Annotated in this window: 20 protein-coding genes, 3 tRNA genes and 2 pseudogenes; 3 read left to right on the forward strand and 22 right to left on the reverse strand. The window is 43.3% G+C overall.

Going from position 1 to position 23,023, the window contains the following annotated elements; genetic code table 11:
• Positions 1-888 precede the first annotated feature (888 nt).
• Positions 889-1,158 carry a type II toxin-antitoxin system Phd/YefM family antitoxin gene (locus KZ793_RS00630; protein WP_225812625.1) on the forward strand — a complete coding sequence of 90 codons (270 nt, stop codon included), beginning with the start codon at positions 889-891 and terminating at the stop codon, positions 1,156-1,158.
• A gap of 444 nt (positions 1,159-1,602) precedes the next feature.
• Here KZ793_RS00630 and KZ793_RS00635 read toward each other — a convergent pair.
• From KZ793_RS00635 to trmJ, 11 genes and pseudogenes are all read right to left on the reverse strand, one after another.
• Positions 1,603-1,995 (reverse strand): annotated as a pseudogene (locus KZ793_RS00635) (enhanced serine sensitivity protein SseB C-terminal domain-containing protein); the annotation flags it as partial.
• 65 nt (positions 1,996-2,060) lie between these two features.
• Positions 2,061-3,356 carry an aminopeptidase PepB gene (gene pepB, locus KZ793_RS00640; RefSeq protein ID WP_225812639.1) on the reverse strand — a complete coding sequence of 432 codons (1,296 nt, stop codon included), beginning with the start codon at positions 3,354-3,356 and terminating at the stop codon, positions 2,061-2,063.
• 182 nt (positions 3,357-3,538) lie between these two features.
• Entirely contained in the window at positions 3,539-3,739 is a 201-nt protein-coding gene (gene iscX / locus KZ793_RS00645) for a Fe-S cluster assembly protein IscX (RefSeq protein WP_118985754.1), read from the reverse strand.
• A gap of 18 nt (positions 3,740-3,757) precedes the next feature.
• Positions 3,758-4,093, reverse strand: coding sequence for an ISC system 2Fe-2S type ferredoxin (gene fdx, locus KZ793_RS00650; RefSeq protein ID WP_118985753.1), 336 nt, complete (start codon positions 4,091-4,093; stop codon positions 3,758-3,760).
• 2 nt (positions 4,094-4,095) lie between these two features.
• Positions 4,096-5,946 carry a Fe-S protein assembly chaperone HscA gene (gene hscA / locus KZ793_RS00655; protein ID WP_225812641.1) on the reverse strand — a complete coding sequence of 617 codons (1,851 nt, stop codon included), beginning with the start codon at positions 5,944-5,946 and terminating at the stop codon, positions 4,096-4,098.
• A gap of 11 nt (positions 5,947-5,957) precedes the next feature.
• On the reverse strand, positions 5,958-6,479 hold the full coding sequence (gene hscB, locus KZ793_RS00660; RefSeq protein WP_225812643.1) for a co-chaperone HscB: 522 nt from the start codon (positions 6,477-6,479) through the stop codon (positions 5,958-5,960).
• Positions 6,480-6,516: 37 nt separating this feature from the next.
• On the reverse strand, positions 6,517-6,840 hold the full coding sequence (iscA, locus tag KZ793_RS00665) for an iron-sulfur cluster assembly protein IscA (protein WP_118985750.1): 324 nt from the start codon (positions 6,838-6,840) through the stop codon (positions 6,517-6,519).
• A 102-nt stretch (positions 6,841-6,942) separates the two neighbouring features.
• Entirely contained in the window at positions 6,943-7,329 is a 387-nt protein-coding gene (iscU, locus tag KZ793_RS00670; RefSeq protein WP_225812645.1) for a Fe-S cluster assembly scaffold IscU, read from the reverse strand.
• Between the two features lie 24 nt (positions 7,330-7,353).
• A complete protein-coding gene (locus KZ793_RS00675) occupies positions 7,354-8,568 on the reverse strand; it encodes an IscS subfamily cysteine desulfurase (protein WP_225812647.1) in 1,215 nt (404 codons plus the stop codon).
• A 49-nt stretch (positions 8,569-8,617) separates the two neighbouring features.
• The gene (iscR, locus tag KZ793_RS00680; protein WP_225812649.1) at positions 8,618-9,112 is read right to left on the reverse strand and encodes a Fe-S cluster assembly transcriptional regulator IscR; all 495 of its coding nucleotides are present in this window, start codon (positions 9,110-9,112) and stop codon (positions 8,618-8,620) included.
• A gap of 86 nt (positions 9,113-9,198) precedes the next feature.
• Positions 9,199-9,924: a tRNA (cytosine(32)/uridine(32)-2'-O)-methyltransferase TrmJ gene (gene trmJ, locus KZ793_RS00685; protein ID WP_118985746.1), complete on the reverse strand. Its 726-nt coding sequence runs from the start codon at positions 9,922-9,924 to the stop codon at positions 9,199-9,201.
• Positions 9,925-10,057: 133 nt separating this feature from the next.
• On the opposite strand from trmJ, the gene suhB reads away from it, so the two are divergent.
• A complete protein-coding gene (gene suhB, locus KZ793_RS00690; RefSeq protein WP_225812651.1) occupies positions 10,058-10,861 on the forward strand; it encodes an inositol-1-monophosphatase in 804 nt (267 codons plus the stop codon).
• 127 nt (positions 10,862-10,988) lie between these two features.
• On the opposite strand, the gene treC is transcribed toward suhB, so the two are convergent.
• The 5 genes from treC to glyA form a co-directional block, all read right to left on the reverse strand.
• Positions 10,989-12,650: an alpha,alpha-phosphotrehalase gene (treC, locus tag KZ793_RS00695; protein ID WP_225812653.1), complete on the reverse strand. Its 1,662-nt coding sequence runs from the start codon at positions 12,648-12,650 to the stop codon at positions 10,989-10,991.
• A gap of 84 nt (positions 12,651-12,734) precedes the next feature.
• Entirely contained in the window at positions 12,735-14,156 is a 1,422-nt protein-coding gene (treB, locus tag KZ793_RS00700; RefSeq protein ID WP_225812655.1) for a PTS trehalose transporter subunit IIBC, read from the reverse strand.
• A 148-nt stretch (positions 14,157-14,304) separates the two neighbouring features.
• Positions 14,305-15,252, reverse strand: coding sequence for a trehalose operon repressor TreR (treR, locus tag KZ793_RS00705; RefSeq protein WP_225812657.1), 948 nt, complete (start codon positions 15,250-15,252; stop codon positions 14,305-14,307).
• 51 nt (positions 15,253-15,303) lie between these two features.
• Positions 15,304-16,449, reverse strand: a complete 1,146-nt coding sequence (locus tag KZ793_RS00710) for a 3-phenylpropionate MFS transporter (RefSeq protein ID WP_225812659.1) — start codon at positions 16,447-16,449, stop codon at positions 15,304-15,306.
• A gap of 316 nt (positions 16,450-16,765) precedes the next feature.
• Positions 16,766-18,019 carry a serine hydroxymethyltransferase gene (gene glyA, locus KZ793_RS00715; RefSeq protein WP_225812661.1) on the reverse strand — a complete coding sequence of 418 codons (1,254 nt, stop codon included), beginning with the start codon at positions 18,017-18,019 and terminating at the stop codon, positions 16,766-16,768.
• A 367-nt stretch (positions 18,020-18,386) separates the two neighbouring features.
• Here glyA and hmpA point away from each other — a divergent pair.
• Positions 18,387-19,580: pseudogene (gene hmpA / locus KZ793_RS00720) on the forward strand (NO-inducible flavohemoprotein); the annotation flags it as partial.
• 288 nt (positions 19,581-19,868) lie between these two features.
• Here hmpA and KZ793_RS00725 read toward each other — a convergent pair.
• From KZ793_RS00725 to tolB, 6 genes are all read right to left on the reverse strand, one after another.
• A tRNA-Lys gene (locus tag KZ793_RS00725) sits at positions 19,869-20,008 on the reverse strand.
• Positions 20,009-20,043: 35 nt separating this feature from the next.
• Positions 20,044-20,119: transfer RNA gene (locus KZ793_RS00730), tRNA-Lys, on the reverse strand.
• A 35-nt stretch (positions 20,120-20,154) separates the two neighbouring features.
• Positions 20,155-20,230: transfer RNA gene (locus tag KZ793_RS00735), tRNA-Lys, on the reverse strand.
• A gap of 147 nt (positions 20,231-20,377) precedes the next feature.
• Entirely contained in the window at positions 20,378-21,145 is a 768-nt protein-coding gene (cpoB, locus tag KZ793_RS00740) for a cell division protein CpoB (protein WP_225812665.1), read from the reverse strand.
• Positions 21,146-21,154: 9 nt separating this feature from the next.
• Positions 21,155-21,655: a peptidoglycan-associated lipoprotein Pal gene (gene pal, locus KZ793_RS00745; RefSeq protein ID WP_139656403.1), complete on the reverse strand. Its 501-nt coding sequence runs from the start codon at positions 21,653-21,655 to the stop codon at positions 21,155-21,157.
• Positions 21,656-21,697: 42 nt separating this feature from the next.
• Complete coding sequence (tolB, locus tag KZ793_RS00750) at positions 21,698-22,990, reverse strand: Tol-Pal system beta propeller repeat protein TolB (RefSeq protein ID WP_225812667.1); 1,293 nt, start codon at positions 22,988-22,990, stop codon at positions 21,698-21,700.
• Between the last annotated feature and the right edge of the window lie 33 nt (positions 22,991-23,023).

A 23,023-nucleotide genomic window follows, 5' to 3' on the forward strand; every position in this document is an offset into this window, starting at 1 on the left:
TCGAAATCTATTAGGTATAAAAACCTTTCTATTTAACTCAACATCTGTCAATAAAACCCAGAAGTGATGGGCTATCCCAGCCACGCAATTAAAAGTCCTGCCACATAAAAGTAACACTAAATTTAATTACGTAAAAAACAATTAACATACTTTTTTAATATAAACGTGATAAAAATAGCATAAAACAAATAAACAATTGTTTTATACAACATAGCTATTTAAGACAAAAAATATCGCTAATTTCTTATTAGTGTTTCCTTTTTAAAATTATTACCAATTTAACTATACATACAGTGAAATTAAAAGTTTTTATAAAATCATTATTAATAATTTTATAAAGCAACTATTAGAATAGGCCACAAAAATAATGGAAATATGTATTACCAGATAATACTTTATCTATTCTATAAAGTTTTCTCTTGAGAAAATTAAATTGGATTTATTGTAAAAATAGAAATATCAGTTGAGAATGATTTTATTTAAAAAAAGAGTTAATATAATAACTGAATTATTTATAGGTTATTATGATTTGATTTTATTCGTTTCGCAATTATCTTTGTCATTGGATTTTATTATTTTCAATAACCTATTTAACATTACCATATATATGAAATAAAACTGAATTATAATTATCTCGACCTTATTTATATTAAGAGAACTATTTACTCTATTGAGTAATCGGGAGCGCCAGACCAACAGTATACAAATAACGACTTGATACTTATAAGGGCGCATCCAAGGAAGTCTATTACGCATTTTCTCCTTTTTCCCCATATTTAGGATCGTTACGGATCATTCCGTTTATGGTTGGCCGTTTCTGATTACTGGTAATTACATGCCATTTTAGCCATAATAGCTATTCGAGCCATTTTAGACGGTAGGTGATGTATGGAAATTATTCCCGCACAGCTAGCTAAGAATCAGTTTGGTGATCTGCTTATGAAAGTTCAGCGTGAGCCAGTGACAATTAGTAAGCATGGTAAGCATGTGGCCGTGGTTATCTCTCCTGAAGAGTATGACCAGTTCGCACAGCTCAAGCTACAGAGTTTAAAAGCCGTTTTGGCTGAATCTATTGCACAGGCTGATCGTAGTGAATTACATAGCATTGATGATGTGTTTGCGCCGCTAACAGTTGATGAACTTGAGGGTAAGGCTTAGGGATGAGCGTTCGGTTTACTAAGAAGGCCAGAGAGCATATTCGTGCAATCAAACTCTATTCTATGCGTCGATGGGGGGTGATGTCGCGGAAGCTTATGCCACTTCGTTGCGTGTGACCATGACGGACATTCTTGATCGTCTGCCATCCCCCGGTCGCGATCGTAGCGAGGATCTTTATTTTGGTGTGCGGAGTTTCCCCGTTGAGAGCCACATTAGGAAGCGGCAAATATGTGGGAATAACAGATTATCCACTGCCTCATAATTCATGGAGAAAATGATGGAAACTGTGGATTATTTTGCCCAGAGGGTTCTAATTATGTCCAAGTCTGAGCCCGGTATTTTACTGGACTCAGACTCTTTAATTTCTACTTGATTCGGTAATGGTTGTGGTAATAAATGGAAGCTCCCAATTCTACCGACCACTATTTATCACTCGCTAAATAGTCATTTATTCATTACCGGAATATTTCCCCGTAACCAACTACCTAATTTACGCTGGTAAAATGGCTGCGTATGCTGAATTAAATAATGGCTGATGCCACGCTCTTTTTCATCAACTAAACAGAAGTCAATCGGTTCTTCTTCTGATGTGTATTCACAAGCAATACTGCCCGCTTCATGGATCAGTTGTTCAATTTCATCTACGGTGCCATTTATTTCCAACCCAATTAATAGATTAGGATTTTCATCCACATTTTTATCATGGGCTTGAATAATAAAAGCACGGCGAACAGGTTTACGTTGGCTAAATAAACTGACCAAAGCTTCAATGAGCTGCGAAGGATATTCTTCCGGTTGGCTAAGTGTTATTTTACTACCACTTGGAACATCCATCTCAACCGAAGTTAATTCACTTAATGAACTCATAAAAATCTCCAATCAGTTTTTTAGATAAAATAAATTTATTTTGCCTTCGCCAACAACAAATTAGCAATCGAACGAACCCCATAACCTGTTGCACCAGCAGACCAATGTTCTACCGCAGATTTACGATAAGTTGCCGAGCAATCAATGTGAACCCAACCTTTTTGGTATTCTTCCACAAAGTGAGACAGGAAAGCCGCCGCGGTACTGGCACCCGCAGTATGCGATGGCGCAGCAACGTTGTTTAAATCAGCAAAATTCGATGGCAGTTGGCTACGATGGAATTCAGCTAATGGTAAACGCCAGAACAATTCATTCTCGGATGCAGCCGCCGCCAACAGATCAGCCGCCAGTTTGTCATCAAAGCTGAGTACAGAGTGGTAGTCATTACCCACCGCTGTTTTCGCTGCACCGGTCAAGGTTGCCGCATCAATGATTAATTTCGCTTTCTCTTTACTGGCATCAATTAAACCATCAGCCAGCACCAGACGACCTTCCGCATCCGTATTCATCACTTCAACAGATTTGCCATTACGGTAATGAATAACATCACCCAGTTTAAAGGCGTTACCGCTGACCATGTTATCCGCTATGCAGAGGAACAGTTTAACTCGCTGTTTCAAGCCACGACTGATTGCCAGCGCCAATGCGCCTGTCAGAGTTGCTGCTCCACCCATATCCGATTTCATGGAATCCATAAAGGAAGATTGTTTCAGACTGTAACCACCAGTATCAAATGTGACGCCTTTACCTACCAGGCAGGCAAACACCGGCGCTTGTGGGTTGTCAGTTGGGTTGTAATCCAACGCCAACAAGATCGGATCACGAGAAGAACCACGGCCAACGGTATGAATGCCAGCATAACCCTGTTCACGTAAATCTTCGCCTTTAATAATGCGATAACTTACTGACTCACCAGCCATGCCACACATCAGGTCTATCGCACGCTTCGCCAATTGCTCCGGCCCAAGCTCTTCCGCCGACATATTGATCGTGTCACGCACCCAATCAATAATTTTAATTCTGCTTTCCAATTCCTGTTTTTCAGCCGCAGGCAATTGAGGCCATTCGATAGAACGGTTGCCTTTTGGCGCACGGAATCCTTGCCAGAAAGCCCAACTTTTCTCCAAATCCCAACCTTCGCCAACCAGAGCTACATGACGAATTCCCTGCCCGTCAATTTTACGTCCAGCACGTTGAACCGCCCCTAATTTACCTTTACCCACCAGATGAATCATCACCCCTTGATCACTGGAACTAATCAGCGCTTTTTCACCCCAGCAAGCTGCTGCTGGTTCATAAGACAGTGTTATTGGCATGATTTGTTTAGTCATTCTTTTCTCACCTCTTATTATTACCGCTTAATGGCAGTGAGAAGCTTATTCAAGCTTCTACCGATATAATTCTTCGTCTGCCAGATATTCATCCTATAAAAAAACCGGCCAAAGCCAGTTTTTCATTGAAGTTCAGCCTAACTTAAAACGATGACAGATAAATAACAAATTAATGCTATTTGTTATTCAAACTCATCTAACCAAACGAGCAGAATTGCTTCTAAAATCTTTTCATTGGATTTTTCAGGCACATCATCAAAGTCATCCAGTTCACAAATCCACTGGTGCATATCAGCAAAGCGAACGGTTTTTGGGTCCACCTCTGGGAATTTGTCATATAGCGCTTCACCGATTTCACGGCTGTTGGACCATTTCAGGCTCATTTATTTTTCTCCTGCCAATCAGTGCTCACGGGCATGGTTAATGGTGTATTTTGGAATTTCTATCACCAAATCTTCGTCAGAAACTTTAGCCTGACAACTCAGACGACTTTCCGGTTCCAGCCCCCAAGCTTTATCCAGCATGTCATCTTCCAGTTCAGAACTCTCTTCTAGTGAATCGAAACCTTCACGAACGATACAGTGGCAAGTTGTGCAAGCACAGGATTTTTCACAAGCATGCTCAATCTCAATCCCATTGCGCAATGCAACATTCAGAATGGATTCCCCCTCTTTGGCTTCCAGAACCGCACCATCAGGGCAAAGATCGTTATGAGGTAAAAATACAATTTTTGGCATAATTAAATCTCGTCCACAGAATGGCCCGCCAACGCCCGACGAATAGATGAATTCATCCGGCGGGCAGCAAATTCCTGCGTTTGCTTATCCAGTTGTTTAATTGCGTTTTCAATAATTTCAGGATCACTGCCCTGAACGCTTTTTATAAGTATTTCCACGGCAGCATCAATTGCCGCCTGTTCTTGTTCATTCAGTAGATCGGCATCTTTTTCTAACGCCTTGGTGACACTTTCCAGTACCCGTGCCGCTTCAACTTTTTGTTCTGCCAGTTTGCGCACACTGATATCTTCCTGAGCATTTGCCATAGAATCTTTTATCATGCGAGCGATTTCTTCATCAGATAAGCCATAGGAAGGCTTCACCTGAATAGAAGCTTCGACGCCAGTGGATTTCTCCAACGCACTGACATTCAGCAAACCATCAGCATCTACCTGGAAAGTGACCCGGATATGGGCCCCACCAGCCGGTAATGGCGGAATACCACGTAGGGTAAAACGGGCCAGTGAACGGCAATCACTTACCAATTCTCTTTCCCCTTGCACCACATGAATACTCATTGCACTCTGGCCGTCTTTGAAGGTGGTGAATTCCTGCGCTTTGGCAACCGGAATGGTCGTGTTACGTGGGATAACTTTTTCAACCAAGCCCCCCATCGTTTCCAGCCCAAGTGAAAGCGGGATCACATCCAACAGTAGCATGTCACTATCTGGCTTGTTACCCACCAGAATATCCGCCTGAATCGAAGCACCCACAGCTACCACTTTATCAGGATCAATGGAAGTCAGCGGTTCGCGGCCAAAAAATTCACCAACCCTGTGACGAACCAACGGTATACGGGTTGAACCACCCACCATAATCACCTGTAGAACCTCACCCGCAGAGACTTCTGCATCTTTCAATGCCCGGCGACTTGCCAGTAAAGTGCGTTTTATCAACGGGGTTATCAGGGCTTCAAATTCACAACGAGTGATTTTACCTTGCCAACCGGCAATGTTTATCGCTGCAATATCAGCATCACTCAAGGTGATTTTTACCTGAGTAGCCATATCCAGTAGCTGACGTTGCAAACTATGGTCATTTCGATTGCCAATCCCCGCCTGTTCACTGATCCAGTCAGCCAGTATCAAATCGAAATCATCACCGCCAAGGGCAGTATCGCCACCGGTTGCCAACACTTCAAAAACACCACGACTTAACCGCAGAATAGAAACGTCAAATGTTCCGCCACCTAAATCATAAACCGCAATCACACCTTCTTGACCAGAATCCAGCCCGTAGGCAACCGCAGCGGCAGTCGGTTCATTAAGCAAACGCAGAACATGTAACCCAGCTAAACGCGCCGCATCTTTTGTTCCCTGACGCTGTGCATCATCAAAGTAGGCAGGAACAGTGATCACAACACCATCAAGTTTCCCATCCAGTGTCTCTTCTGCACGCTGCGCTAGAGATTTAAGAATTTCAGCAGAAACCTGAATAGGATCGACCAAACCGGTTGCGGTATTGATCAACGGCAACCCGTTTTCACTCGCTTGAAATTGATAAGGAAGATTTGGATAACGTTGCTGAATGTCAGCCAGAGAGCGGCCCATCATACGTTTTACTGAACTGATGGTATTCGCGGGATCACACGCAGCCTGTTGACGGGCCTGCCAACCAATTTCAAGGCCCTTTTCATGGTAGCGAACAACCGAAGGAAGCAGGGAACGATCTTCACTATCCATCAATGTTTCCGCTTGCCCACTGCGAACAGTGGCAACTAATGAATGTGTCGTGCCTAAATCAATACCGACAGCTAAACGACGTTGATGTGGTGCAGCGGATAAACCCGGCTCGCTAATTTGTAATAAAGCCATATGCGCTTTCCTTAAAAGTCGTCCAGTAAACGTTCTTCCAGTTGCTCAATCTGCTGTTGCAATTTATCGAGAAAACGTAATTTACGTACCGTATCGGCTGCTTGCTCCCACTGCTGTTCATCTAATTGCTGCACCATTAGCTGACTACGGGTTTTAATCATCCCGTCCAGACGAGCAGCAAAATCAGCTAATGCCACTTCTGCATCGGTTTCACTGGCAATACTTTCCAATTCTTCCCGCAACATAAGCTGTTCCATCAGGAAAGCGTTGTCATTCATGGTGTGCTGTTCATTGGCTAAATCAAAACCATGCAGAGAGAGCATATATTCAGCGCGTTTCAGTGGATGTTTGAGCGTTTGATAACCGTCATTGATAGTCACTGCCTGCTGCAACGCCAGCGTTTTTTCACGCTCTGGCTGACTAGCAAAGCGATCCGGATGAAACTGACGCTGCAATTCTTGATAACAGCTTGCCAGTTGTTCACGATCAACAGCATAACGAGCCGGCAGCCCAAATAAAGTGAAATAGTCCATAATCTAAACTTACTCTGGATTTGGCCGAAAAACGGAATTAAACGTTAAAACTCTCTCCACAACCACATTCGCTGGAAACATTTGGGTTGTTGAATTTAAAGCCTTCGTTAAGGCCCTCTTTAACAAAATCCAGTTCCGTACCGTCGAGATAGACCATGCTCTTGCCATCTACGATAACTTTGACACCCTTATCTTCAAACACAGTGTCATCTTCGTTAATCATATCAGCAAATTCAAGCAGATAGGCCATACCTGAGCAGCCTGATGTTCTGACGCCCAGACGCAAACCAACACCTGTTCCACGGTTACCCAGGAATGACGAAACGCGTTGTGCGGCACTTTCTGTAAGGGAAATTGACATACAACAACCTCACTTATTAAAACCAGCAAAGGCGGATATCGGATGGTATGTAACAGCCAGTATCCACCAAATTTTTTTCTATTTTCTTATTATCAAGGGCAATTATTTGCCCTGGCGTTTACTTTTGTAATCCGCAATCGCTGCTTTAATCGCATCTTCCGCCAGAATAGAGCAGTGGATTTTCACTGGCGGCAGTTCTAATTCATCTGCAATTTCAGTATTTTTAATCGCTTCTGCCTGCTCCAGAGATTTGCCCTTCATCCATTCAGTCACTAAAGAGCTGGAAGCAATCGCAGAACCGCAACCGTAAGTTTTGAAACGCGCATCTTCAATAATGCCTTCATTATTGACTTTGATTTGCAGTTTCATGACGTCACCACACGCAGGGGCACCGACCATGCCGCTGCCAACCATAGGATCTTCACTATCGAAAGAACCGACGTTACGTGGATTTTCATAGTGATCAATTACTTTTTCGCTGTAAGCCATGTTATTACTCCTGAAACCGTCTGATTAATGATGAGACCATTCGATACTATTTAGATCCACACCTTGTCTAAACATTTCCCACAGTGGAGAAAGTTCACGCAGGCGGCCAATAGATTTGTGAATCAGTTCAATGGCATAGTCGATCTCTTCTTCTGTCGTAAAGCGCCCTAAAGAGAAACGGATAGAGCTGTGAGCCAGTTCGTCATTCATCCCCAACGCACGCAATACGTAGGAAGGCTCCAAGCTGGCGGAAGTACATGCAGAACCCGAAGAAACCGCCAGATCTTTTAATGACATCATCAGTGATTCACCTTCAACATAGTTGAAGCTGACATTCAGAATATGTGGCGCCCCGTGCTCTAAATCTCCGTTAAGGAAGACCTCTTCGATATCTTTGATACCCTGCCACAGGCGCAACCGCAGACCACGCAGACGCTGGGATTCACTCTCCATTTCCTGCTTAGCAATACGGTAAGCTTCACCCATACCCACAATCTGATGAACAGGCAAAGTACCAGAACGCATTCCACGTTCATGACCGCCACCATGCTGCTGTGCTTCAATACGAATGCGTGGTTTACGGCGAACGTACAGCGCGCCAATCCCCATCGGCCCATAAATCTTATGGGCCGAGAAAGACATCAGATCGACTTTCAATTTGGTTAAGTCAATTGGCAGCTTGCCTACGCTCTGAGTAGCATCAACATGGAAAACGATACCGCGACTGCGACACATTTCGCCGATAGCGGCAATATCCTGTACCACACCAATTTCATTGTTAACATGCATGATAGAAATCAGAATGGTGTCATCACGCACCGCGGCTTCCAGATCGTTTAAATCAATCAACCCGTTGCTCTGAGGTGCCAAATAAGTGACTGCAAATCCTTCACGTTCCAATTGACGGCAAGTATCCAGCACCGCTTTATGCTCAGTTTTGCTGGTGATGATGTGCTTGCCCTTTTTCTGGTAAAAATTAGCCGCCCCTTTAATGGCAAGGTTGTCAGATTCCGTTGCGCCAGAAGTAAAAACAATTTCACGCGGATCCGCACCCACTAAATCAGCAATCTGATTACGGGCAATATCAACCGCTTCTTCAGCCTGCCAGCCGAAACGATGTGAACGAGAAGCGGGGTTACCAAATATCCCGTCCCTGGTCAGATAGTTCATCATCTTTTCAGCAACACGCGGATCAACCGGTGTCGTTGCTGAGTAATCTAAATAAATTGGTAATTTCATTGCTCACATACTCCCTACTTCTAATACTTCAATTCATCACAAGTTCTGCTTATGGACGCAGATTGACATTAATTGTTTCTTGTGCTCTGCCGTTAGGTGCACGGCGTTTATCGTTATCCTGGCGACCAGCAACGTCCAATACTTCTTGGTTATTGACTAATTCTTCTAAACTGATACCGCTCAGGAAACCGGTAATACGATCACTTAAATCGCGCCATAAAGTATGAGTCAGACAGCGATCACCGCCCTGACACCCTTCTCTACCCTGACAACGGGTAGCATCTACTGATTCATCAACTGCGAAAATCACTTCGGCAACAACAATTTCACTGGCATCTTTGCCCAACAAGTAACCGCCACCCGGACCACGGACACTTGAAACCAGACCATTTTTGCGCAAGCGCGAAAATAGCTGTTCAAGATAGGAGAGGGAAATACCCTGACGTTCAGAAATGTCGGCCAATGGTACCGGACCTTCTTGTGAGTGTAACGCCACATCAAGCATGGCAGTTACTGCATAACGCCCTTTAGATGTCAATCTCATAAATGAATTACCCCGTGGTGAAATATGAATAAATTGTGTCATTCCTGAGTGTTTTAGTCAACTATTTAACCTAGTAATTTACTCAACTATTTCTTCGCCCATTTTTCAACGGAGGACAGGATGCCACGCAGAATATTCAGTTCCTGCATCTCAGGCCGGGCACGGGTAAAAAGCCGCCTTAATCTATTCATTATTTGGCCTGGGTGCGCTTTCCTAATAAAACCTGAATCATTTAATACACGTTCAAAATGATGATAAAAGCGTTCCATATCATCAGCTAATGGATATTCCACTTCATCGTTTTTTTGCTCAGTTTTATCCTGACGCGCCAAATAGGCCATACGGATTTCATAACTGACAAGCTGAACCGCCATTGCCAGATTTAATGAACCGTACTCCGGATTAGTTGGAATATTCAGATGATAATGGCACTTCTGCAATTCTTCATTGATCAACCCTACCCGCTCACGGCCAAAAACAATGGCAACTGGCGCATGTGCAGCCTCCTGAACACTACGCTCACCACATTCACGAGGTTCGACCACCGGCCATGATAACGTTCTTGAACGGGCGCTGGTACCAATCACCAAGCCGCAACCCGCCAGCGCTTTATCCAAACTATCGACAATCGTCGCATTACCAATAACATCGCTAGCACCCGCAGAAAGTGCAATCGCATGAGAGTCTGGCTGAACCAAAGGATTAACTAGATAAAGATTAGTTAATCCCATTGTTTTCATTGCCCGGGCGGTTGACCCCATATTTCCGGTGTGGGAAGTTTCAACCAAGATAATGCGGATATTTTCTAACATGACAACTTCTGAATAGTCTGGATGGTTATAAGAGCCAAATATCTTAACACAGCATTAGTCATTTTTCCGAATTACTGCTATACTATGCGCCGATTAATTACCCGTTCTTTAACATCCTGGTGGAAGATATCCCATGCATCCAATGCTGACTATCGCCATACGCGCAGCGCGTAAAGCCGGCAACCTAATTGCCAAAAATTATGAAACTCCCGATGCGGTTGAAGCTAGCCAAAAAGGCAATAACGACTTTGTTACCAACGTTGACAAAGCCGCAGAAGCGCTCATTATCGACGTTATTCGCAAATCTTATCCCAAACACTCGATTATTACCGAAGAGAGTGGCGAGTTGTCAGGAGAAGATACTGATATTCAATGGGTAATCGATCCACTGGATGGCACGACTAACTTTATCAAACGCCTCCCTCACTTCGCCGTTTCTATTGCAGTACGCATTAAAGGCCGTACTGAAGTTGCGGTTGTTTATGATCCAATGCGTAATGAGCTTTTCACCTCAACCCGTGGTCAAGGGGCACAGTTAAATGGCTACCGTCTGCGTGGCACCAATGCCCGTGATCTGGATGGTACTATTCTGGCAACAGGTTTCCCATTCAAAGCAAAACATCATTCCACTGTTTTTATTAGTATTTTGAGTAAATTATTTGTTAGTTGTGCTGATTTCCGTCGTACAGGTTCGGCTGCTCTGGATCTGGCTTATGTTGCGGCTGGCCGGGTAGATGGTTTCTTTGAAATTGGCCTAAAACCGTGGGATTTTATGGGTGGCGAACTGTTAGTTCGTGAATCTGGCGGTATCGTAACTGATTTCGTTGGCGGTCATAATTATATTCATTCTGGCAACATTGTTGCAGGTAATCCACGCGTTGTTAAAGATATTCTGGCTGAAATGCGTGATGAATTATCAGAAGCGTTGAAACGTTAATTCCAGTTAATTTTAAATAAGAATGGCAAGACGGTAATCAGGTAGACTGCAAAAATGCGGTCTACCCTCCGCTCCTACAATTCATTTAACAATAAAGACCATTGTTACTTCGTTAACCAATAAATTGTTACTCCGCTAACCAGTAAACGGCTTCATAAGGCTGTAGCTGCATATCTTTTGCAGGTAACTGGTTTTCAGGATAGTTCCCCATCAATTTAACCCATGAGCAATCGGATAAAGAAGCGTCCAGCGACCATTCCTGCACTTCAACACTGAGATTGGCAATAACCAACAACGTCTGATTTTCCCAACGACGCACATAGCACCAAAGAGAAGGATGAGACGGTAATAAGTCTTCATAGCTACCATAAGTCAATACAGGATATTCCTTACGCAGCTTGATTAAGCGTGCATAACAATGAAAAACTGAATCATCATCCTGCATAGCGTTTTCAGCATTCACATCCTGATAATCACTATTCAGCGCTATCCACGGCTCCCCTTGAGTAAACCCTGCATTAGCCGTCATATCCCACTGCATTGGAGTTCGACCATTATCACGAGATTTCTTCGCCAGGACCGATAAGATTTGCTGTTTATTATTGCCCTGCTCAATCTTCTCTTGATAAATATTTAAACTTTCTATATCCCGGTACGCTTCAATGTGAGAAAAACGAGGGTTAGTCATTCCCAGCTCTTCCCCTTGATAGATATAAGGGGTTCCCTGCATACCATGCAGTACCATTGCTAACATTTTAGCGGACGGCACCCGCCAAACACCTTCACCGCCAAAGCGTGAAACAATACGGGGTTGATCGTGATTACACCAGAACAGCGCATTCCATGCCCGTTCGTGCATGCCTTGTTGCCACTTAGCAAAAATTTTCTTCAATTCAATAAAATCGGGCGGCGCTGCAACCCATTTTTCACCATTGGGGTAATCGACTTTTAAGTGATGAAAAGCAAAAACCATCGACAACTCTTCGCCATCTAATGAAGAATAACGCTGACAATGTTCCAGTGAAGTAGAAGACATTTCCCCGACCGTCATCACTCCGGCAGGCTGGAATACTTCTCTGTTCATTTCTTGCAGAAATTCATGAATACGCGGGCCATCGGTGTAGAACTGACGCCCATCCCCCTGAGTTGATTCAGGAAAATCTTGCTGCTTAGAAACCAAGTTAATGACATCCAGACGGAAGCCATCAACACCAAGGCCAGCCCAGAATTCACAAATCTTTTTCATTTCAGCCCGTACTGGCTCATGTTCCCAGTTTAGATCGGCCTGCTCAACAGCAAACAGGTGCAAATAATACTGTTTGCTTGCTTCATGCCACGCCCAAGCATTACCACCAAATTTCGACAACCAATTATTAGGCGAGGTTCCTGGTACCCCATCCCGCCAAATGTAATATTGCCGATAAGGGCTATCAATATCTTGCGCTTGTTTAAACCAAGGATGTTGAGTCGAGGTATGGTTGAAAACAATATCCACGATGACACGGATATCACGTTGATGTGCCTCATCAACCAAACGCTTAAAATCATCCATTGAGCCGTAAGCCGGGTCAATCGCATAATAATCAGCGACATCATAACCGTTATCTACCTGTGGTGAGAGGTAAAAAGGCGTCACCCAAATAGCATCTACGCCCAGTTTCTTCAAATAATCAAGCCGATAAGTAATACCATTAAGATCGCCTGTTCCGCTACCCGTAGTATCCTGGAAACTCTTAGGATATATCTGATAGATGACACCTTGTAACCACCACGGAATGATTTTGTCCATCAAAAACACCTTATCAATATATTTCCTGAATTGAATAACCAAATGGTTATTTTTATATCTGTTACTTGTGAAGATTTAACAGCATTATTCAACAGCTAACATACCGGTCATATTCTTCTTTCGATAAACAACGGTCGTGAGAATCAACGGAACAATGATGGCGACAAACATAGCTAATGCGTAAATTAGCCAAAATTGCGGTTTAATCGAAAGAATACCTGGCAGACCACCCACACCAATACCGTTTGCCAATACACCACTCAACCCACAAATCAACCCAGCTAAACCGGAACCAATCATGGCACAGAGCATAGGGAATCGATATTTAATGTTAATACCGTACATTGCCGGCTCAGTAACGCCTAAATAGGCGGAGATAGCCGCAGGCACGGATAATTCACGTTCATTATGCTTCTTACTGACTAAAATAATACCAACAACCGCCGATCCCTGAGCAATATTAGATAATGCAATAATAGGCCAGATCGGTGTTCCACCTATACTTTGAACCATCTGCATATCTATGGCTAATGTGGTCTGATGTATACCGGTAATCACCAACGGCGCGTAAAAGAATCCAAATAAAGCAGCGCCAATAGGAGCAAAACTTCCGGTCATCAACGCCTTAACAACCCAAGCTACCCCATCACCAAGTAACCGACCAAATGGCCCAATAAGGCTATGCGCTAAAAAGGTTGCCAATATTAACGAGACTACCGGAACAATCACTAAATAGAGATAACTAGGAACCACCCGTTTTAACTGAACTTCAACCCACCCCAAAGTAATACCCGCCAAAAGTGACGGAATAACCTGCGCCTGATAACCCACTTTTCCAATCGTGAACAGGCCAAAATTCCATATATCAGGAATTTGTTGCCCTAAGTGATAAGCGCTCATTAATTGCGGAGAGACCAGTGTTATTCCCAATATAATACCTAATATCGGTGTTCCACCCATCATCCTAACCGCCGACCAACAAATACCCACTGGCAGATAGAAGAATATTGCCTCTCCTAGTAGCCATAAAAAATCATATATTGTTTTCCAAATAGGATATATTTGAGCTAAGGTTTTACCTTCACTAAAAGGAATATCACCAATAATGTTACGGAAACCTAGAATAAGCCCACCGCTAATTAATGCCGGTAAGAGGGGAAAAAATATTTCCGCAAACTTAGAAATGAAACGCTCTTGCCATTTCATATTTTTTTTCTCAACCTGTTGTTTATCTTTTTTATTCAATTCAGATTGACCAAGATAACCATTTAAAACCTGATAATAATCACCAACATTGGTACCTATCACTACCTGAAATTGCCCTGCATTGGTAAAACAGCCTTTAACCATCGGTAAATTCTTTATCTCATCCGGCTTGGCTTTAACTGGTTCAACTAATATAAACCTCAATCGGGTAATGCAATGAGTTACACTGGCTATATTTTCACAACCACCGATTAATGTAATTAGTTTTTCTATATCTTTAGAATTTATTTTATTTTTCATAATAGCCAGTCATCATAAGTTAGTATCAATTACTAATTAGCATGCTTAGTAAACTAATTTCATCCTAATATCATTTGGTTATGCTTGTCATGGGAACGTTCCCAAAAGTGGGTTGAAGATCACATTGAGACGGAAATATTTCTTATTTTTAAGCCAACTTACTCGGAATGATTACTTGTTGTTTGGGGTATTGGCGATTTATTTGAGTAATCAATTGACCAGCTGCATATTTACCCGCCTCACTATAACCTAAATCAATAGAAAGCGTGTTAGGGTATAAAAAATTCAATAAAGGCGTATTACCAATGCTACCTATTTGTATATCTTCCCGATTATTTTGCTGCAAATATTTATATGCACCTAACGCCAAACTATCGGTTGCACAGATTAAAGCTGTTGTTTTCTCTCTCAATACCTTATTAACATGCTGAAACCCACTCTGATAGCTTAAATCACATTGAACAGAAAGTGGGCGCAAATCTTGCTGTTCACAACAAGCTAGATAGGATTGATGGCGAAGAAAACCTGTCGTGGTATCACAATCATCTACGCCAAGAAAACTAATATCTCTGTGCCCCCGCCGATAGAATTCATTCATCAATAAACGGACAGCACCAATATCGTCATAACATACAGAAGAAAAACCCGTATATTCACGGGCAAATACCACTATTTTGTCCCGCCAAGGGAAAAGAGACTCTTCTGACAATCCAGTAAAACCGAACAAAATAATGCCATCTGCATGACGTAATGCCAACTGACGTAGATGTTCCTGTAAAAGCTGTGGATCAAAATTGCTTTCCATAATAATAGGGTCGTAACCATGCTGGTAAAACAGGGGTAACATGGTACTTATCGATAAATTCTCTGAAAAAGATCCCAGACGTGACACAATTAAGGCAATGATTTTGTCACTCTTTACTCGCATCGCTCTTGCTGATTTAGATGGAATAAAATTATTTTGTTGGATAATCGCTTCAACTCTTTCACGTACTTGTGGACTTACACTATTTTCATTGTTTAATACCCGCGAGACTGTTGATTTACCGACATTAGCCAAGCGGGCGATATCTTTTATTGTTAATTTATTCGACATAATATCTCATAAAAATATTATTGAGGTCTTTAGTTTCTTACAAAAATATTGTTAATAATTATAAGCTTTAACCTGTGGTCGCAAGAATATAGCAGGAAAAGCAACTAAGGCCATCATCCAGAAAATTCCACTGTGAAGATAATCATACATAAATCCGGCAATTACCGTCATGACAGCGATACCGCCCCCCATTGCCAGTGCAGAATAGGCCGCTTGCAAACGCACAATTTCCCCTTCCTTTCTCGCACCGATAAAACGCATCGCTGCCAAATGGCAGACAGTGAACGTACCACAATGCAAGATTTGAACGATAATCAACACCGGTAATGAAGTGAATGTTCCCATCAATCCCCAACGAACAACACCACATATACCAGAAAGCAATAGAAGATTACGGGCACTCCAGCGCCGAAATAATTTATTACTCAAAGTAAAAATAATCACTTCAGCCACTACGCCCAATGACCAGAGATAACCGACTACCGAGGCAGAATAACCTGCCTTTTCCCAGTAAATCGCACTGAAGCTGTAATATCCCGCGTGGGCTCCCTGCAATAAAGCCACACATAACAGGAATCGACGTACCGATTTTTCAGACAACAACTGTTTAAATGACACAACATCCACTTTGGTAGATTTAGTTTCACCAACAGGCATGATAGAGGGACTAAGTAATGTCACCAACAACGTAGAGAAGACGCTAAACAATATCGTGATGAGGATGGCACGATGTCCCCAGACAGAAATTAATTCCCCGGTTAATGCTGAACTGATAATAAAGGCAATTGAACCCCAGACGCGTATTTTCCCATAATCAAAGGGAAATTGTTTCTGCCATGTTCCTGCCAGCGCATCACTCAATGGCATCATCGGCGAAAAAAATAGGTTGAAGCCAATCATGACGAACAGGAGCCACGCCCAATGATTTCCTAATGTAAAGGCAACAACGAAAATAAAGGTTAGTAATGCCGATATGCGCAACGCAAAAATAAGTTTTGCGGGATCTTTAACGGTAGGCGTGATTAATAAACTCCCCAGGAAACGGGAAACCAAACCAGCACCCAATAAAATCCCCATCATATCGGGTTTTATTCCCTCACCCTGGAGCCAGACTGCCCAGAAAGGCAAAAATATCCCGTAAGAAAAGAAATACGTGAAATAATCTAACGCCAGCCAGCGCGTCGATCGAATAACCATTAGTCCTCCCTGGTAAAAAATGCAAAAAACCCGCCCTTAACTAACTTGGTTAACTCAAGCAATTAAGATATTGAGAGTTATCTTGAAATGGATATTTCTCAGGAAAAATCCACACATCACTCTTCAATTTCTCACTTAAGCAAACAATGTTAGCCGGAGCAGGTTTTATACCCGTTATCTTTCAAGTTGCCTCTTTGTTGGCTGCACTCACTCACCCCGGTCACATAGTTCGCTATGCTCCCGGGGATTCGCTCCCTTGCCGTCGCGATGCATCTTGAAATCCATAGGGTATATAATGACTTATTGAAATTTTAATTTATGCGTAAACCGGATATTTTGCGCAAATAGCCAGAACTTTCTGCTTAGTTGTTTCAATGGTCGCTTCATCATTGATGTTGTCCAATACATCGCACATCCAGCCAGCTAATTCACGCGCTTCTGCTTGTTTAAAGCCACGGCGGGTAATCGCCGGCGTACCAACACGCACACCAGAAGTGACAAATGGGCTTTTCGGATCATTAGGCACGCTATTTTTATTTACCGTAATGTTGGCTCGGCCCAACGCAGCATCAGCATCTTTACCGGTGATGTCTTTATCAACCAGATCCAGCAGGAACAGGTGGTTCTCTGTACCGCCAGAAACTACTTTGTAACCACGTGCCAAAAACACTTCAACCATAGCTTTCGCGTTATCAGCAACCTGATGTTGATATGCTTTGAATTCTGGTTCCATTGCTTCTTTCAATGCCACCGCTTTGCCTGCAATAACATGCATCAAAGGACCACCCTGACAACCAGGGAATACAGAAGAGTTCAGTTTTTTATACAACTCTTCGTCGCCACCTTTCGCCAGGATCAAACCACCACGTGGACCCGCCAGTGTTTTATGCGTCGTGGTAGTGACGATGTGAGCATGAGGAACCGGGTTAGGGTACACCCCTGCGGCGATTAGGCCAGCAACGTGTGCCATATCAACGAACAGATAAGCACCAATGCTATCTGCAATTTCACGCATCTTTGCCCAATCAACCACACCAGAGTAAGCCGAGAAACCGCCGATAATCATTTTTGGCTGATGTTTTTGAGCTTGTGCCGCGATATCGTCATAATCGATTTTACCGCTTTCATCGATACCATAAGGTACAACGTTGTATAACTTACCAGAAAAGTTAACCGGAGAGCCGTGAGTCAAATGACCGCCATGTGCCAAATTCATCCCCAGAACCGTATCGCCCGGTTGCAGCAAAGTCATATAAACGGCCGCATTCGCCTGAGAACCAGAGTGTGGCTGAACGTTGGCATAATCAGCACCAAATAGTGCCTTAGCACGATCGATAGCTAACTGTTCAACAACATCTACATATTCACAACCACCGTAGTAGCGTTTACCCGGATAACCCTCAGCATATTTGTTAGTAAGTTGAGAGCCCTGTGCCTGCATAACTCTTGGGCTGGTATAGTTTTCAGAAGCAATTAACTCGATATGTTCTTCCTGACGAACAACTTCTTGCTCCATCGCCTGCCATAGTTCGGGATCATAACTAGCAATATTCATTTCACGCTTTAACATTGGGTTCTCCTGACTCAGCTAACTTCTCTTCAAACAACACCCCCAAAGGGCCGAATGGCACACAGTGTAAACCCTTTTCACCGAATGAGATAGTCTTGACAAAATATTTTACGCAAACGATTGCATATCCATTACAAGCAAAGTCTATGTCCTAAATAGTGTAATGAAAATTACGCTGCATTTTTCCTCTTTTGTCGGAATTTATGACCTAAAGTAGTCCTTTCCTTAGTGTAAATATCTTTTAGGAATATTTTTTTCACCATAAAGACCACACGCTATATTTACAAAGTCCCCAAAAGAGTATAAGTTGCATTTAAATTACATGTTATAACTTTCGTTACCCACTTGAAAGAAATTCAGGAGTTTCACTATGCTGGATAGCCAAACTATTGCAACTGTCAAATCAACTATTCCACTACTTTCTGCTACTGGTCCAAAACTGACAGCACATTTCTATGAGCGGATGTTTAAACATAATCCTGAGTTGAAAAACACCTTTAATATGAGCCATCAACTTAATGGTGATCAGCGTGAAGCCTTGTTCAATGCGATCTGCGCCTATGCAGCCAATATTGATAACTTAGAAGTACTACTACCCGCAGTGGAAAAAATCGCTCATAAACACGCTAGTCTGAATATTCAACCAGAGCATTATCAGATTGTCGGTACTCACCTGTTGGCAACGTTGGATGAAATGTTCCAGCCGGGAAATGAAATTTTGGACGCCTGGGGAAAAGCTTATGGTGTGCTCGCTGATGTTTTTATCAATCGTGAAGAGCAAATCTATCATAGTGGTGAATCAACAGACGGCGGCTGGCGTGGCTGGCGTCCATTCCATATCAGCCGGAAAGAGCTAAAAAGTGATGTCATTTGTAGCTTTGAATTTGTACCACAAGATGGCGGGAAAGTGATGGATTACAAACCTGGCCAGTATCTGAGCATTTATTTGGAAGATGATAGTTTTGCTAACCGAGAAATTCGCCAGTATTCACTGACGGCAGCACCAAACGGCTCCAGTTACCGGATTGCAATTAAACGTGAACCACAAGGAATCGTTTCCAACCATATGCACGATAAACTACAACAAGGTGATACCGTCTGGCTGGCCGCTCCACGCGGCGATTTCTTCCTCGATATTAAGCCAGAGACGCCGGTTACTCTGATTTCAGCGGGGGTTGGCCTGACTCCCATGATGAGCATGTTGCATCACCTCCACCAGCAAAACCATAATAGCCAGATTAATTGGTTACATGCGGCGGAACACGGCGGCCATCACGCGTTTAGCAATGAAGTCGCAGCGATTGCGCAGGCAATGCCGAATTTTGCTAGCACAATTTGGTATCGAGAACCAAGAGATGAAGATCAACAAGGTATTCATTATCAACACAAAGGTTTTATGGATCTGACGGTTCTGAATGAGACATTGAAAACAGAAGGAATGCATTTCTATTTCTGTGGTCCAGTCCCCTTTATGCAATATGTAGCGAAACAGTTATTAGATATGGGAATTGATAAACAATTTATTCACTATGAATGTTTTGGTCCACATAAAGTGATTTAAATTTTCAACTTAATATTACAGTGATAATAGCCAATAAAGTGAACTGAACAGAAACTATCTTTAAATTTATGGGCTCTAATATTCATGTATATTGAATGTGCTTAATATGACTGAAAAAACCAGTTCATCACTATTTTAGAGACTTTATGGCGTTTGTTTATCATGGAGCCGGCCCCATTGGATGTCAGCTCCATTGATTTCAAAAGCATCTAGCCGACACTTAGGCGATCAGGGAAAACCTGTTTATTCCGTAATGTATATCCGTTGGTTTTGAATGAAGCTCTAAGATGGTGGGTCGTGCAGGATGACTCGGCCTATGGCCTCGCCCTTCGGGCCAGCGCTCACGCGCTGTTGTCTCGCTTCGCTCGGCTCGAACCTGCAACCAATTGATTAAAAATCAACTGCTCTACCGACTGAGCTAACGACACATCTAGGGAATCCGTTTTTGAATGAAGCTCTAAGATGGTGGGTCGTGCAGGATTCGAACCTGCGACCAATTGATTAAAAGTCAACTGCTCTACCGACTGAGCTAACGACCCATCTAGGGGAATTTGTTTTGAATGAAGCCTCAAGATGGTGGGTCGTGCAGGATTCGAACCTGCGACCAATTGATTAAAAGTCAACTGCTCTACCGACTGAGCTAACGACCCATCTTGTGACTTCTCTCGGCAACGGCGGCATATATTACTGATTTCTCCGCGCCACGCAATGATTATTTTTTCAAATTACGTTTAAATGCTTATTAAGCACTCGATTAACCCCGAAAATGTATTACTACGCCCTTCCGGGGCCAATAATTACAGCGTAGAAAGCTTTTTCTCCGCCAATTTAGCCGCATTCGAACCAGGATATTGGTTCATGACCTGCTGATAAACCGATCTCGCTTTATCCTTTTGGCCCTTGTCTTGCATGATTAAACCAACTTTATAAAGCGATTCACCACTCTTCTGCGACTTAGGATACTCTTTTACTACCGTAGCAAAGTAATAAGCGGCTTCGTCTTTCTTACCCTTGTTATAGTGAAGTTGCCCTAACCAGTAATTAGCATTAGGCATGTAACTCGATTTTGGGTAACTCTTCACGAAATTCTGAAAGGCCACAATCGCTTTATCATACTCTTTGGTATTCACTGCCAAATGAACAGCCGCGTCATAATCACCCTTCTCACCGCCCGTGCCGACAGATGATGATGCCTGATTGCCACGATTACTTGCCGTTGAAGAAGCGGTATTTGCAGTAGGCTTACTCCCCTCAGAACTGGTAGCCCCTTCCAGTTGCTGATAAATATCCTTCTGCCGCTCTATAATCTGATTGAGCTGATATTGGTTCTCCTGAATCTGCCCTCGAAGCATGTCAATATCACGTTGAGAATCAGCTAGTTGTTGCTGGAGCTGAGTTAATAGCTGACTGTGAGCATTAGAAATACGCTCTAATTGGGTAAGACGCTCGTCGGTGGAGCCCGATCCGACATTACTGATTGGCGCTTGGGCAATAGCGGCCCAAGGAACCGCTACGCCAACCAATAACGACAGACCCAAAAAATGATGTCTGAAGTTACTGTTCATGAACTACTCTTAGTATGCCAGTACTGCGCGACGGTTTTTACCATAGGCTGCTTCGTCGTGACCCAGTACAGCAGGTTTCTCTTTACCGTAAGAGACGATAGAGATTTGCTCACCGGAAACACCTTTGCCTTGCAGGTACATTTTCACTGCATTAGCACGGCGTTCACCTAATGCGATGTTGTACTCAGGAGTACCACGTTCGTCAGCATGTCCTTCTACAACAACTTTGTAAGATGGGTTGCTGCGCAGGAATGCTGCGTGAGCGTCTAACAGCTGAGTAAAATCTGAGTTGATATCGTATTTGTCAAAACCGAAATATACGATGTTGTTGTTTTGTAGCTCTTGCATTTGCTGACGAGCTAATTCCTCTGCTGATAGACCCGCATTAGTTTCATTAACAGTGCCTACACCAGTCTGATCGTTATCAGCATTCTTGTTAGAACTACACGCTGCTACGGCCATAACGGGTAAAGCTAACATCAGCCCTTTTAGCACTTTGTTCAGTTGCATCTCTTTGATCCTTTTAAAATTTGCCATACATATTATTATGCATCACAGATACGGCGACCAAGCAGGAAATTTTACCTGTCCATCGGTTGCCGGAAGACGCGCTTTGAAACGCCCGTCAGTCGAAACTAGCTGCAATACAGTCCCCAACCCTTGGGTGGAGCTATAAATCACCATAGTGCCGTTAGGTGCGATACTCGGCGTTTCATCCAGGAACGTGTCCGTCAAAATTTGAACGGCTCCCGTTGCCAGATCTTGTTTAGCAATGTGCTGCTTACCACTCTCTGAGCTGACCATCACCACAAAATTACCATCTGCACTCACATCAGCATCCTGGTTTTGTGTGCCTTCCCAAGTGAGACGTTGCGGAGCACCGCCATTAATATCGATTTTGTATAACTGTGGACGGCCACCCTGATCAGAGGTATAAACCAAAGTCTGGTTATCTGGCATCCAACTTGGCTCAGTATTATTACTGCGGCCATCTGTAACCTGACGAATTTGAGCTGAACCCAAATCCATCACGTAAAGATTCAAACTACCCGATTTAGATAGAGCAAATGCCAATTTGCTGCCATCAGGGGAAAATGCAGGTGCACCGTTATGACGCGGGAAGGAAGCAACCTGACGTACTTCACCACTCGCCAAGGTTTGAATAACCAAAGCAGAACGGCCACTTTCAAAAGTCACATAAGCCAGTTTGGCGCCATCAGAAGACCATGCCGGTGACATCAACGGTTCTGGCGAACGGTGAACAGTGAACTGGTTGTAACCATCGTAATCAGATACACGCAGCTCATACGGGTATTTACCACCATTAGTCTTGACAATATAAGCCAGACGAGTACGGAATGCGCCTTTAATGCCCGTCAGTTTTTCAAATACTTGATCACTGGCTGTATGTGCAGCATAACGCAACCACTGTTTGGTCACTTTAAACTGATCCTGAGCAAGTACTGTGCCCGGAGCACTCGAAGTATCAACCAACTGATAAGAGATTAAAAAACCACCATCCGCACTGGGTTGAATCTGCCCAACAACAACAGCATCAATCCCCAACGCCGACCACCCAGCAGGTGTCACCTCAGATGCCGTCGTTGGTTGCTGTGGCATGCGGCTGATATCAATAGGGTTAAATTTACCACTGTTGCGAAGATCGGCTCCAACAATCGCCCCTATCTCTTCAGGTGCATTGCCCGCGCCAGTCCATTTAAATGGCACAACACCAATAGGACGCGCAGAATCAACACCTTGGGTGATCTCAATACGAACTTCCGCATGAACAACCGTGGCCCACAACATTAAAATGCCTAGCACTACTTTAAAAGCCTGCCTCATTAATCTCTCCCTTATCACGATGGAATAGTCGCA

Origin of the sequence: Photorhabdus antumapuensis, from assembly GCF_020387775.1 — a bacterium.
GTDB classification, from domain to species: domain Bacteria; phylum Pseudomonadota; class Gammaproteobacteria; order Enterobacterales; family Enterobacteriaceae; genus Photorhabdus; species Photorhabdus antumapuensis.

Coding starts and splice junctions, on each gene's coding strand:
- KZ793_RS00630 (WP_225812625.1), top strand. CDS start 889: ATGGAAATTATTCCCGCACAGCTAGCTAAGAATCAGTTTGGTGATCTG.
- pepB (WP_225812639.1), bottom strand. CDS start 3,356: ATGACTAAACAAATCATGCCAATAACACTGTCTTATGAACCAGCAGCA.
- iscX (WP_118985754.1), bottom strand. CDS start 3,739: ATGAGCCTGAAATGGTCCAACAGCCGTGAAATCGGTGAAGCGCTATAT.
- fdx (WP_118985753.1), bottom strand. CDS start 4,093: ATGCCAAAAATTGTATTTTTACCTCATAACGATCTTTGCCCTGATGGT.
- hscA (WP_225812641.1), bottom strand. CDS start 5,946: ATGGCTTTATTACAAATTAGCGAGCCGGGTTTATCCGCTGCACCACAT.
- hscB (WP_225812643.1), bottom strand. CDS start 6,479: ATGGACTATTTCACTTTATTTGGGCTGCCGGCTCGTTATGCTGTTGAT.
- iscA (WP_118985750.1), bottom strand. CDS start 6,840: ATGTCAATTTCCCTTACAGAAAGTGCCGCACAACGCGTTTCGTCATTC.
- iscU (WP_225812645.1), bottom strand. CDS start 7,329: ATGGCTTACAGCGAAAAAGTAATTGATCACTATGAAAATCCACGTAAC.
- KZ793_RS00675 (WP_225812647.1), bottom strand. CDS start 8,568: ATGAAATTACCAATTTATTTAGATTACTCAGCAACGACACCGGTTGAT.
- iscR (WP_225812649.1), bottom strand. CDS start 9,112: ATGAGATTGACATCTAAAGGGCGTTATGCAGTAACTGCCATGCTTGAT.
- trmJ (WP_118985746.1), bottom strand. CDS start 9,924: ATGTTAGAAAATATCCGCATTATCTTGGTTGAAACTTCCCACACCGGA.
- suhB (WP_225812651.1), top strand. CDS start 10,058: ATGCATCCAATGCTGACTATCGCCATACGCGCAGCGCGTAAAGCCGGC.
- treC (WP_225812653.1), bottom strand. CDS start 12,650: ATGGACAAAATCATTCCGTGGTGGTTACAAGGTGTCATCTATCAGATA.
- treB (WP_225812655.1), bottom strand. CDS start 14,156: ATGAAAAATAAAATAAATTCTAAAGATATAGAAAAACTAATTACATTA.
- treR (WP_225812657.1), bottom strand. CDS start 15,252: ATGTCGAATAAATTAACAATAAAAGATATCGCCCGCTTGGCTAATGTC.
- KZ793_RS00710 (WP_225812659.1), bottom strand. CDS start 16,449: ATGGTTATTCGATCGACGCGCTGGCTGGCGTTAGATTATTTCACGTAT.
- glyA (WP_225812661.1), bottom strand. CDS start 18,019: ATGTTAAAGCGTGAAATGAATATTGCTAGTTATGATCCCGAACTATGG.
- cpoB (WP_225812665.1), bottom strand. CDS start 21,145: ATGAACAGTAACTTCAGACATCATTTTTTGGGTCTGTCGTTATTGGTT.
- pal (WP_139656403.1), bottom strand. CDS start 21,655: ATGCAACTGAACAAAGTGCTAAAAGGGCTGATGTTAGCTTTACCCGTT.
- tolB (WP_225812667.1), bottom strand. CDS start 22,990: ATGAGGCAGGCTTTTAAAGTAGTGCTAGGCATTTTAATGTTGTGGGCC.